We start from the raw sequence: 11,908 nt of genomic DNA on the forward strand, positions 1-11,908 counted from the left end.
CGGCGCCATCTGTGGAGAGGTCACGCGGCCCCGCCCACCGTGGAGGAGAGGACCCCGACCACCACGGGCACCACCCCCACGAGCACGAACGCCGGCAGGACGCAGACCCCGAGCGGCAGCACCAGTCGGACCGCCAGTCGTTCCGCCGCCACGAGCCCGTCGGCAGCGGCCTCGTCGCGCACGTCCTCGGCGGCGCGGCGGAGCAACCCCGCGGCGGGCACCCCGGCGCGCCGGGCGAGGTCGAGGACCTCCCGCAGCCGGTGCACGTCCCCGGCGGGCGGGGCGGCTCCCGCGGACGCCTCGGCGACTGCCTGCCCGGCGGTGCTCCACGACCCGCCTCCGGCGACCGCCACGGCCCAGGCGTCGAGGAGCACCCCGGGGACTCGGCCGTCGGGGGTCGCGGAACGGACCAGCCGGGCGGTCCACCGTCGCCCGGCCAGCACGAGGGCCGCCGCGGTGCACGAGCACGCCCAACCGGCCGGTGAGCCGACCAGGACCTCGACGGCACCGGCACCCCAGGCCGCACCGAGCCCCAACCCGAAGAGCGGCAGCGCGAGCACGACCCGGGCGCTCGTCCGCGGGCCCGCCAGGGCGACCCGGATCGCCCGGTCCGATGCTGCGGCCCGCCGGAGCGCACCGGCGAGCCCGCGGAGGGTCTCCGCGACGGGCGCTCCCGTCCGGTCCGCCACGCGGAGGACGACGACGATGTCCTGCTGGGCGGGTCCTCCGACCCCGGGCAGACCGCCGACGAGCCGCCAGGCCCGCGGCGGCGGGACGCCTGCCGAGACCAGCGTCGCCACCCGGTCGAGCACCCCGGCCACCCGCGCCGGGCCGTCGGGTGTGGGTCGTCTCACCGCAGCCCGTCCACCGGGCACACCTCGAGCCTCCCGTCCGGGCCGACGCACAACGTGCCCACACCACCGAGCCGTCGCTGGCCTGCTCGTCGCTCCACGTGCAGGACCAGGTCGAAGGCGCTGACGGCCTGCCGGGCGAGCGCCTCGGCACCGAGGCCGGCGAGTGCCCCGAGCGCTTCGAGGCGCGCGGCCACGTCGGCGATGCCGTTGGCGTGCACGGTGCCGGCTCCCCCGTCGTGCCCGGTGTTCAGGGCGGAGAGGAGTTCGCGGACCTCGGCGCCGCGGCACTCCCCCACGACGATCCGGTCGGGGCGCATCCGCAGCGCCTCGCGCACGAGCCGGTCGAGGCCGAGCGCGCCGACCCCCTCGGCGTTCGCCTGCCGCGCCTCGAGCGCGACGACGTGCGGATGGGCGATCCGGAGCTCCGCGACGTCCTCCACCGTCACGATCCGCTCGTCGACGGGGACGTTCCCGAGCATCGCCGCGAGCAGGGTGGTCTTGCCGCTCCCGGTCGCGCCGGTGACCAGGACGTTCCGGCGCGCAGCGACGGCGTCCTCGACGACCGACCGCGGGACGAACGCGAAGGTCCCGCCGCGTTCGAGGGTGGCGAGAGAGGGTCGATGGACCTGTGGCAGTCGGATCGACACGGCGGTGCCCCCGACGGACACAGGGGCGAGGACGACGTGGACCCGGACGCCGTCGCCGTGCCGGACGTCCGCGCACGGGGTGGTCTCGTCGACGTGGCGGCCGCCGAGCGCGACGAGCCGGGTCGCGAGTTCGCGGGCACGCGCCTCGGTCAGTCGCGGCTGCACGGCTTCGAGGCCGGTGCCGCGGTCGACCCACGTCCCCACGCCACCGACCACCAGGACGTCCGTCACGGTGGCATCAGCCACCAGGGCGGCGAGTTCCTCGAACTCGACGACCACGGACGCCCGGCGACGAGCCGGCGGCGCTGCCCCGGGCAGGAACGGCGCCGACGGAACATGCGCCCGCGCCGGTGCCGGCACCGAGAACGCAGGCGATGTCGACGCGGAAGGCGCCGACGCGCGGGGAAGCAGTGGAGCACGGTGCAGGGGCATGCCGCCGACGGTAGGGAGCACGTCAGCCCTCAGCCGGGACGGTCCCCACTTCTGTGGACAACGTCGGAGTGCCCCACCAACGGACCGGTTTGTCCCCCGAAACGGAAAGCCGTACCCCGGTCGATGATGCGACACCGACGCGCTCGGGGCCGCCCACCACCCCCGCTTCCCCCGGCCGGACTGTGCGTAGCACCTGCTACGCAAGAACATGCAGAATGCATGCACGAGCATGGACCGGTCTGTCCACGCGACCGGCGTCCCTGCGCGGATCGGGGCACACGGCGGAGCCCGACGAGCCACCATCGCTCGAGTCGGCCCCCGGGAAACAGAAGAGGCGGCACCGGTTGGGGGGAACAGGTGCCGCCTTGACATCGAGGGATTGGGGGGAATCCGATTCGATGCCGCCGGAAACGAGTCCAGCGGGAACTACTGTACCCCACGATCGGCCCTCCAGGGCAACCCCGGACACGACCTCCGGGCGTGCCGCGCCCCGACCGGGCCGAGGGGTAGTCTCCGGATGCACGCAGGCACCGGCGACGGATGCTCGCATGCATCCACGACGGATGCCACCAGAGGCCGCAACGACGCGAAAGGACATCGATGTCCACTCCGACCCAGACCGACCCCCGAGGCGACGACGGAGCGACCTTCGCACCGCCGCCCGAGTTCGTGGCCGACGCGGTCGCCGGCGAGGATCTCCACCGCGCAGCAGCGGCCGACCGCGAGGCGTTCTGGGCCGAGCAGTCCCGCTCCCTGCTCGACTGGCGCACCCCGTTCACGCAGACCCTGGACTGGTCGGGCGCCCCGTTCGCGAAGTGGTTCGCCGACGGCACGCTCAACGTCGCCGAGAACTGCCTCGACCGACACGTCCGCGCCGGCAACGGCGACCGGGTCGCGATCCACTTCGAGGGCGCTCCCGGCGACACGCGCCGCATCACCTACGCCGAGCTGACCGCCGAGGTGCAGCGCGCCGCGAACATGCTCACCGACCTCGGCGTGGGCCAGGGCGACCGGGTGGTCGTGTACCTGCCGCTCATCCCCGAGGCCGTCGTGACGATGCTCGCCGTCGCCCGCATCGGTGCCGTGCACTCGGTCGTCTTCGGCGGGTTCAGCGCGGAGAGCCTCCGTGCCCGCATCGAGGACGCCGGCGCGAAGCTCGTCGTCACCGCGGACGGCGGGTGGCGGCGGGGTGCCGTCTCACCGCTCAAGCCCGCCGTCGACGAGGCACTGACCGGCGAGGGCACCGACACGGTCGAGCACGTCTTGGTCGTCAAGCGCGGCGGCAACGACATCGCCTGGAACGACCGCGACGTCTGGTGGCACGACGAGCTGGCGAAGGCGGCGCCGACCCACGAGGCCCAGGCCTTCCCCGCCGAGACCCCGCTGTTCATCCTGTACACCTCAGGCACGACCGGGAAGCCGAAGGGCATCGTGCACACCTCCGGCGGCTACCTGACCCAGGCGGCGTACACGCACAAGAACGTGTTCGACATGCACCCGGAGAAGGACGTCTACTGGTGCACCGCCGACATCGGCTGGATCACCGGCCACTCCTACGTCGTCTACGGCCCGCTCGCCAACGGCGTCACCCAGGTGCTCTACGAGGGCACCCCCGACGAGCCGAAGCCCGGCCGCTGGTGGGACCTCGTCGACGCGTACGGCGTCACCGTCCTCTACACCGCACCCACGGCGGTCCGCGCAGCGATGAAGGCCGGCCGCGAGATCCCGGAGGCGCGCAGCCTCGAGACCCTCCGCCTGCTCGGCAGCGTCGGCGAACCGATCAACCCCGAGGCGTGGCAGTGGTACCGCCAGGTCATCGGCCACGACCGCACGCCGATCGTCGACACCTGGTGGCAGACCGAGACCGGCGCCATCATGATCTCCGCGTTGCCCGGCGTCACGAAGCTCAAGCCCGGCGCCGCGCAGACGCCCCTGCCGGGCATCGTCGCCGAGATCGTCGACGACGACGGCAACCGTGCCGAACCTGGCGAGAGCGGCTACCTCACGATCACCGAGCCGTGGCCGTCGATGGCCCGCGGGATCTGGAACGACCCGGACCGGTTCGTCGAGACGTACTGGTCGCGGTTCCCCGGCCGCTACTTCGCCGGCGACGGTGCGCGGCTCGACGGGCAGGGCGACATCTGGGTGCAGGGGCGCGTCGACGACGTCATGAACGTCTCGGGACACCGCCTGTCGACGGCCGAGATCGAGTCCGCCCTGGTCGGCCACGAGGGCGTCGCCGAGGCAGCCGTGGTCGGCGCCGCCGACGAGACCACCGGGCAGGCCGTCGTCGCCTTCGTCATCCTGACGGCCGAGGCCGCCGCAGACGTCGACCGCGAGACCGCCTCCGCGGAGCTCCGCAACTGGGTCGGCAAGCGGATCGGCGCGATCGCGAAGCCGCGCCAGGTCGTCATCGTGCCGGAGCTGCCGAAGACACGCTCCGGCAAGATCATGCGGCGGCTGCTCCGCGACGCGGCCGAGGGCCGCCGCATCGGCGACACGACGACGCTCGCCGACCCGACGATCATGGCGACCATCGCGGAACTCATGTAGTCCCGCCGGACGGAAGCAGGGCCTCCAGTCAGATACAGACTGGAGGCCCTGCTTCCGTTCGTTCCGTCGGTCGCTGCCGTCAGGCGGTGAGTTCCACCACCAGCTCCACCTCGACCGGCGCGTCCAGCGGGAGCACCGCGACGCCCACCGCGCTCCGCGCGTGGACGCCGGCGTCGCCGAAGACCTCGCCGACCAGGGTCGACGCGCCGTTCGCGACACCGGGTTGGCCGGTGAACGACGGGTCCGACGCGACGAAGACCGTGACCTTGACGACTCGGGCCACGCGGTCGAGCGAACCGGCGACCGACTGCACGGCGGCCAGGGCGTTCAGCGCGGCCACGCGAGCCTGCGCGGCAGCGGTCTCCGCGTCGACGTCGGTACCGACCTTGCCGGTCACGGGCAGGGCACCGTCGACGAAGGGCAGCTGGCCCGCCGTGTAGACGTACTGGCCCGTCACGACGGCGGGCACGTAGGCGGCGACGGGCGCGGCGACCGCGGGGATCGTCAGGCCGAGTTCGGCGAGCCGGTCGGAGACGCTCATGCGTCGGCCTTGGGACGCTTCAGGTAGGCGACGAGACCGCCCTCGGGCCCGGTGACGATCTGGACCAGCTCCCAGCCCTCGTCCCCGTAGTTGTTGAGGATCGCGGTGGTGTTGTGGATCATCAGCGGCGTGGTGAAGTACTCCCAGCGAGTCATGCGGTTCCTTGCCAGCCTTTCAGTCGGGGGTGTCGTTTAGGCTGCATCCTATGTCTGCCCAGAAGACGTCTGCATCGCGGACCAAGCCCGTCTCAGCAGTCGGCGCCTTCATCGGATTCGTCGGGTTCAGTGCCCTCGCCGGCCTGCTCGTCACGATCGGGGTCACCCCGGCCATCGCCGTCGCAGGTGTCACGACGACATCCACGATCGGTGTGTTCGAGTCCCTGCCGGAGTACATCGAGATCGGCGACCTGCCGCAGCGCAACGAGCTGTACGCGTACTCGGGCGGCAAGTCCGTGCACTTCGCCACCCTGTATGACCAGAACCGCCAAGAGCTGAAGTTCGACCAGATCAGCGACCAGCTGAAGAACGCGGCGATCGACGGCGAGGACAAGCGCTTCTACGACCACGGCGGCGTCGACATGACGTCGCTCATCCGCGCCGGTGTGGGCAGCATCGCGGGCGGACTCGGCGACTCGGGCGGTGGGTCGACGCTGACCATGCAGCTCGTCCGCAACATCAAGATGAACGAAGCCCTGAACCTCCCCACCAAGAAGGAGCAGGAGAAGGCCTACAACGAGGCCGTCGAACAGACCATCCCCCGCAAGCTCGAGGAGATGAAGCTCGCGATCGGGCTGGCGAAGAAGTACTCCAAGAAGGAGATCCTCACCGCCTACCTGAACATCGCCTACTTCGGCGACCAGACCTACGGCGTGCAGGCTGCGGCGCAGCACTACTACAACAAGAGCGCGACCGACCTGACCCCGGCCGAGGCCGCGTCGCTCATCGCGATCGTGCAGTACCCCGAGGCGCGCAACCTGTCGAACCCGAAGAAGTACGACGCCAACGTCGCCCGACGCAACGTCGTCCTCCGTTCGATGTACGACCAGAAGAACCTCACCGAGGCCGAGTACCGAACGGCTCGCCAGTCGAAGCCGGCGGACTACGTGCACCTGACCCAGCCCTCGCAGGGCTGCCGGTCCTCGGTCGGTGACGGCTCGCAGTTCTTCTGCGACTACGCCAAGAAGGTCGTGCTCGAGATGTCGCAGCTCGGCTCCTCGCAGAAGGCACGTGACACCGCGTGGCGCAACGGCGGCTACAAGATCCAGACGACGCTGAACATCGACCTGAACGCCGAGCAGAAGCGTCTGCTGAACACCTACGACAACAAGGCCGAGACGAACCTGGCCCTGGGGTCGACGCTCAACTCGATCGAGGCCGGTTCGGGGCGCATCATCACGATGGCGCAGAACAAGGACTTCGACGAGTCGCTGAAGTCCGCACCCACGTCGACCAGCATCAACTACAGCGTCGACTACAAGTACGGCAGCTCGGGCGGCTTCCAGACGGGCTCGACGTACAAGCTGTTCACGCTGCTCGACTGGGTCAAGGCCGGGCACGGTCTGAACGAGACCGTGAGCGGTGCCGAACGAACGGTGTCCCCCTGGACCATCTGCGGCCAGACGGTCGGAACCCCCTTCCCGGTGTCCAACGACGCCCCGGGCGAGGGCGGCAACTGGAGCGTGATGGGAGCCACGGCGGGGTCGATCAACGGTGCGTTCGCCTCGATGGCGCAGAAGCTCGATCTCTGCGACATCCGTGACATCGCGCAGTCGCTCGGTGTCCACCGCGCGGACGGCGGAGAGCTGCAGTACCAGAACCCCTCCGCGATCCTGGGCACGAACGAGATCGCTCCGATGACGATGGCCGCGGCCTACGCGGCCGTCGCGAACAACGGCATCTACTGCAAGCCGATCGCCATCGACGAGATCACCTCGCCGTCCGGCAAGAAGCTCGGTGGCCAGACCAAGGACTGCCAGCAGGCCGTTGATCCGGCCTTCGCCCAGGCAGCGATCTATGCGATGAAGGGCACGATCAGGAGCGGAACGGCAGTGGGCGCGCAGACGCCCGACGGCACCCAGCTGTTCGCCAAGACGGGTACCACCGACGAGGCTGACCAGATCTGGCTCGTTGGTGCGAGCTCGCGGGTCGCCACCGCCTACTGGCAGGGCAACACCGACGGCAAGAAGAACAACCTCCGTCACTACAGCAACGGTGTCGGCGGAACGTACGCCGGAGACCGAGCCAAGGTCTGGCGCGAGGCAATGACCCCGATCAACGCGATCTATCCCGCTGGCCCGTTCACGGACCCGCAGCAGAACGCGATCCGCGGCAACGCCAAGGCACTGCCGAACCTGCAGGGCAAGACGGCGGACGAGGCCCGCGCGGCGATCTCGGGCGCCGGGTTCACCTACGTCGACGGCGGTGCGCGTCCCGGCCCGGGGAACCCCGGTTCCGTGACCTCGACGTCCCCGGCGGCGGGTGCGCTCCTTTCCTCGGGTTCGAGCGTCACCGTCTACACGTCCGACGGCACCCAGGCGACCGTTCCGGAGATCGGCGGCGACTCCCTCGGGGACGCCCGCTCGGCACTGAACGACGCCGGGTTCACGAGCGTCAACCTCGCCGACAGCTACGCCAAGGGCGGCGGTGGCAAGACCTGCAAGGTCGCCGCGGTCGAGCCGGCGATCAACGCGACGGCGAACAAGAACGACAACGTGACGATCCAGCTCTACGGCGACAAGAACGGCAAGGCGCCCAAGGACTGCAAGTGACCCGCGGTCGCACCGCACTCGGCGTCCTCGCTGCCGGCGCGGCCGTCGGAGCTGCTTCGGCAGCGTGGGGCTCGCTCGTCGAGCGGCGTCGCTTCGGGATCCGGTGGGAGACCGTCCCGGTGCTCCCGCCGGGATCCCGTGACGTCACCGTCCTGCACCTCTCCGACATCCACATGGCCCCGTGGCAGGCCGACAAGCAGCAGTGGCTGCGCGACCTGAGCCTGGTCGAACCGGACTTCATCGTGAACACCGGGGACAACCTCGGCCACGCGACCGCGAACGCCGCTGTGGAGTACGCGCTCGAGCCGTTCCGCGGGGTGCCCGGTGTCTTCGCCTACGGGTCGAACGACTTCTTCGGGCCCTCCCCGCGCAACCCGCTCAAGTACTTCTCGGGGCCGAGCCGGATGCACAAGGCTGCGGAGCCCGTCGGTCTCGACATCGATCGGCAGACGGCGTTCTTCGAGTCGCTCGGCTGGCTCGACCTGAACGACCAGGCGCACGCGATCGAACTCCGCGGCTCCCGGTTCGAGCTGTTCGGCACCTCGGACGCGCACCGCGACTGGGACCGCCTCGACCTGCTCCCCACCAACGTCGACGAGATGCGCAGCGACGTGCCGTGGTCCGAGGACGAGGACGGCCCCGCACCGGTCGCGATCGGTGTCACGCACGCGCCCTACCGTCGCGTGCTCGATGCCTTCGTGACGCAGGGTGCCGACATCATCTTCGCCGGGCACACCCACGGCGGTCAGGTGGCGGTCCCCGGGGTCGGCGCGCTCGTCACGAACAGCGACCTCCCCCGCCGGTACGCCAGCGGGTTGCACAAGTGGGAGCACCGCAACCACTGGTCGTGGCTCGAGGTCTCCGCGGGCCTCGGCACCTCGATCTACGCGCCCGTCCGGTTCGCCTGCCGGCCCGAGGCCGTCGTGGTCACCCTGACCGCGCGGGCTTCCTGAGCCGACGCGCCCGGGAGTTCACCGGATGGTCGTGAGCATCCCCGATCATCGGATAGTATTGTCTGGTTGCTCCGGTACGGAGTGATCACACCGCGGGGTGTGGCGCAGCTTGGTAGCGCGCCTCGTTCGGGACGAGGAGGTCGCAGGTTCAAATCCTGTCACCCCGACACTGTGTTGAGACAGTACGAAGAAGGCCCTGGTTCTCCGGAACCAGGGCCTTCTGCTTTCCCCGGGTGCATCTCGGCAGCCCGATGGGTCGCACGACCCAGTCAGCCGTTCCTCGACCCATCGCGAGCAGCCCTCCCGCTACGCTCGCAAGCGCCATGCAGAACGACCATCCCCTCGCCGCCGTGCTCGCCGCGATCGCCGGCGAGTTCCCCGACATCGCGGACGACCCGGCCTTGGCGCAGAGCCTCACTGAGAACGTCTCGTCGATGATCGCCGAGGCCCACGAGCGCTACGCCGCGGGGACCGACCGCAGCGTCGTGAGCCACGCGTTCCTCGACCCCGAGCACCTCGCGACCGGCAGTCTGCACGCCGAGCACGCCCAGCACCCGGCCGGCGCCATGCTCGCGGCGGAGATGCTGTTCGATGCCTACCTGCCGGTCTTCGTCGACGAGGTCGGCGCGGCCTCCACTGCCGAGGTCCTGCGCGCCACCAGGGCCCTGCACGCCGGCATCTGGAGCCGGTTCCCGGCCGGGGCGGTCGCGTACACGGAGGCACTGCGCCAACGCCTCACCACGGCGCACCTGGACTCCCGCACGCAGATCGCGCGGGACCTGCACGACCGCGTCGCCCACGGCATCCTCGCCGGGCTGCAGCGCCTCGACCTCGTCCTGCTGACGGATCCGCCGGCGGACGAACGAGCCGACCAGCTCGACGACGCAGCGCGGTTGCTCCGGAGCGCACTCGGCGACGTCCAGGACCTCGCAGTGAGCCTGCACGCCCGGGTCGGGGATGCCCTGCTCGACGACGCGCTCCGACGGCACGTGCGCGATCTGTTCCCCGACGACGACCTCCTGTCCATCGAGTCGACGGGTGTCGCCGGTCCACTGCCGAACTGGCAGGCCGAGGAAGCGCTGACGATCCTGCTCGAGGCACTCACGAACCGCAGCAAGCACGCGCGTGGATCGACGGCTTCGGTGCGCTTCCTCTGGTCACCCGCAGCGCTGGTGGTGACGGTCGCCGATGACGGACCGGGCTTCGACCTGGAGCGCGACGCCGACGGCCGCCTCGGGCAGCAGACCATGCGCGAACGTGCCGCGGTGATCGGCGCCCGGCTCGATGTCGAGAGCGTCCGCGGCAGCCGAGACCACGGCACCACCGTCCGCCTGACCATCCCGAGGGGCACCCTGTGACCGTCACCCACGTCGCCATCGTCGACGACCACCGGCTCTTCCGCGAAGGACTCGCCACGATCCTGGCCGCGGTCCCCACGATCCGCGTCGTGGCGCACGGCGAACGACCGTCGGAGGTGCTCGACTCCCCCGAGGCCGCGGCGATCGACGTCCTGCTGCTCGACGTCGAGCTGGACGGCCCGCCGGCACGGACAACGATCGCCACGGTCCGCCGCACCCGCCCGGACATCCGGGTGGTGGTGCTCACGATGCACCGGGACGCCGTCCTCCGCCGCACCCTGCTCGATGCCGGCGCGGTCGACTTCGTCACGAAGGACACCCCCAGCCGCGAACTCGTCGACCGGATCGCCCGGGCAGCCCACGCCGATGCGGCCCCCGTCACGTTCCCGGTCGACCTGGTGACCGAGGCCCGAGCCGGCTCACCGTTGAGCGACCGTGAGCTCGAGGTCCTGCGACTCCTCGCCGCCGCGCGCACCAACGCCGAGATCGCCGCCGACCTGCAACTCGCGATCGGCACCGTCAAGCGGCACGTCTACAACGTCTTCCGCAAGCTGGACGTCGGTTCCCGCGTCGGGGCGGTGGCCGCAGCCACGCGCCTGGGCCTGCTCACCTGAGGCACCAGGGAACTTCGTGAGCAGCAATGGTCGGGTGCCCAGCGGACACCCGACCATTCCTGCTCACGAAGCGAACGAACTCGACGAAGCGACCTAGACGGAGACCGACGCACCCGCCGGCACGAGCTTGCCGGCGGCGTGCAGCCCGGCCACGACGTCGAGCGCCTGGTGCCGGTACCGTGCCTGCGCGGCACCGGGCGAGACGATCACGCCGTTCGCCCCGGTCGAGGCAACGAGTGCGTTGATCTTCTCCGCGACCTGCTCGGCGTTGCCGTACGCCTGACGCTCGGTGCGGGCCGCGATGAAGCGACGCTCGAGGTCGTTGAACTCGTACGCACGCGCCTCGTCCATCGAGACCGGCTCGGGCTTCCGGCCGGAGCGCATCCGGATGAAGGAGATCATGCCCGGGGCGCTCTGCTCGTCGATGACGGCGGGGTCCTCGTCGGTGACGACCTGCACACCGATCAGCGCGTTCGGCGTCTGCCGGAAGCGCGACGGACGGAACGAGTCGCGGTACAGGGCGAGTGCCGCCTCGGTGTTGTCCGACGCGAAGTGGTGGGCGAATGCGAAGGAGATGCCGAGCGCACCGGCAACCTGGGCGCTGTAGCCGGAGGACCCGAGCAGCCAGAACTCCGGCACGTCGCCGTAGCCCGGCACGGCGCGGATGCCCGCGAGCGGGTTCTCCGCGCCCATGCCGGTGAAGAACCCGATCAGGTCGGCCAGGCGGTCCGGGAAGTCGTCGACGTCGAGTCGGTCCGTGCGGCGGAGGGCCATCGCCGTCGCGCCGTCGGTGCCGGGAGCGCGCCCCAGCCCGAGGTCGACCCGGTCGCCGTACAGCGCACGGAGGGTGCCGAACTGCTCGGCGACGACGAGGGGCGCGTGGTTGGGCAGCATGACGCCACCGGATCCGATGCGGATGGTCGAGGTGGCCGCGCCCACGGCGCTCAGCAGCACCGCCGGGGCCGAGGACGTGATGCCCGGCATCCCGTGGTGTTCGGCGACCCAGAACCGCTCGTACCCGAGCTGCTCGGCGTGCACGGCCATGTCGATGGACCCCTGCAGGGCCTCGGTGTTGGACTGGCCGTACTCGCGGGTGGCCAGGTCGAGGACGGACAGGTGCAGGGTGTCGTCGGTCATGTGGTCACCAACGCGCGTCGACGCACGTGCATTCCTGGGCATGCGACGGACT

10 protein-coding genes and 1 tRNA gene are annotated in these 11,908 nt (G+C 70.8%); 6 read left to right on the forward strand and 5 right to left on the reverse strand.

Annotation, left to right across the window (positions count from 1 at the left end; all coding sequences use genetic code 11):
* Window positions 1–20: 20 nt before the first annotated feature.
* Entirely contained in the window at window positions 21–854 is an 834-nt protein-coding gene (locus DEI96_RS12170; RefSeq protein ID WP_181440434.1) for a type II secretion system F family protein, read from the reverse strand.
* Window positions 851–1,780 carry a TadA family conjugal transfer-associated ATPase gene (locus DEI96_RS12175; RefSeq protein WP_111022280.1) on the reverse strand — a complete coding sequence of 310 codons (930 nt, stop codon included), beginning with the start codon at window positions 1,778–1,780 and terminating at the stop codon, window positions 851–853. Before DEI96_RS12175 ends, DEI96_RS12170 begins: the two co-directional genes overlap by 4 nt.
* A gap of 753 nt (window positions 1,781–2,533) precedes the next feature.
* Between DEI96_RS12175 and acs the strand changes: the two genes are divergently transcribed.
* Entirely contained in the window at window positions 2,534–4,486 is a 1,953-nt protein-coding gene (gene acs, locus DEI96_RS12180; protein ID WP_111022279.1) for an acetate--CoA ligase, read from the forward strand.
* Window positions 4,487–4,565: 79 nt separating this feature from the next.
* Here the strand turns inward: acs and DEI96_RS12185 are convergent, their stop codons facing one another.
* Both DEI96_RS12185 and sp36 read right to left on the reverse strand, forming a co-directional pair.
* Complete coding sequence (locus DEI96_RS12185) at window positions 4,566–5,027, reverse strand: RidA family protein (protein WP_071405006.1); 462 nt, start codon at window positions 5,025–5,027, stop codon at window positions 4,566–4,568.
* Window positions 5,024–5,182 carry a Sp36 family protein gene (gene sp36, locus DEI96_RS12190; protein ID WP_017888699.1) on the reverse strand — a complete coding sequence of 53 codons (159 nt, stop codon included), beginning with the start codon at window positions 5,180–5,182 and terminating at the stop codon, window positions 5,024–5,026. The genes DEI96_RS12185 and sp36 overlap by 4 nt, the downstream gene beginning before the upstream one ends.
* A gap of 50 nt (window positions 5,183–5,232) precedes the next feature.
* Here sp36 and DEI96_RS12195 point away from each other — a divergent pair, with 50 nt between their 5' ends.
* From DEI96_RS12195 to DEI96_RS12215, 5 genes are all read left to right on the forward strand, one after another.
* Window positions 5,233–7,794, forward strand: a complete 2,562-nt coding sequence (locus DEI96_RS12195; protein ID WP_111022278.1) for a transglycosylase domain-containing protein — start codon at window positions 5,233–5,235, stop codon at window positions 7,792–7,794.
* Window positions 7,791–8,747 carry a metallophosphoesterase gene (locus DEI96_RS12200; RefSeq protein ID WP_071405008.1) on the forward strand — a complete coding sequence of 319 codons (957 nt, stop codon included), beginning with the start codon at window positions 7,791–7,793 and terminating at the stop codon, window positions 8,745–8,747. Before DEI96_RS12195 ends, DEI96_RS12200 begins: the two co-directional genes overlap by 4 nt.
* 93 nt (window positions 8,748–8,840) lie before the next feature.
* A tRNA-Pro gene (locus tag DEI96_RS12205) sits at window positions 8,841–8,914 on the forward strand.
* Window positions 8,915–9,070: 156 nt separating this feature from the next.
* Window positions 9,071–10,105, forward strand: coding sequence for a sensor histidine kinase (locus DEI96_RS12210; protein WP_181440433.1), 1,035 nt, complete (start codon window positions 9,071–9,073; stop codon window positions 10,103–10,105).
* On the forward strand, window positions 10,102–10,719 hold the full coding sequence (locus DEI96_RS12215) for a response regulator transcription factor (protein ID WP_111022276.1): 618 nt from the start codon (window positions 10,102–10,104) through the stop codon (window positions 10,717–10,719). Before DEI96_RS12210 ends, DEI96_RS12215 begins: the two co-directional genes overlap by 4 nt.
* 93 nt (window positions 10,720–10,812) lie before the next feature.
* On the opposite strand, the gene DEI96_RS12220 is transcribed toward DEI96_RS12215, so the two are convergent.
* The gene (locus DEI96_RS12220) at window positions 10,813–11,856 is read right to left on the reverse strand and encodes an LLM class flavin-dependent oxidoreductase (RefSeq protein ID WP_111022275.1); all 1,044 of its coding nucleotides are present in this window, start codon (window positions 11,854–11,856) and stop codon (window positions 10,813–10,815) included.
* Between the last annotated feature and the right edge of the window lie 52 nt (window positions 11,857–11,908).

Source organism: Curtobacterium sp. MCLR17_031, assembly GCF_003234775.2.
GTDB lineage: Bacteria > Actinomycetota > Actinomycetes > Actinomycetales > Microbacteriaceae > Curtobacterium > Curtobacterium flaccumfaciens.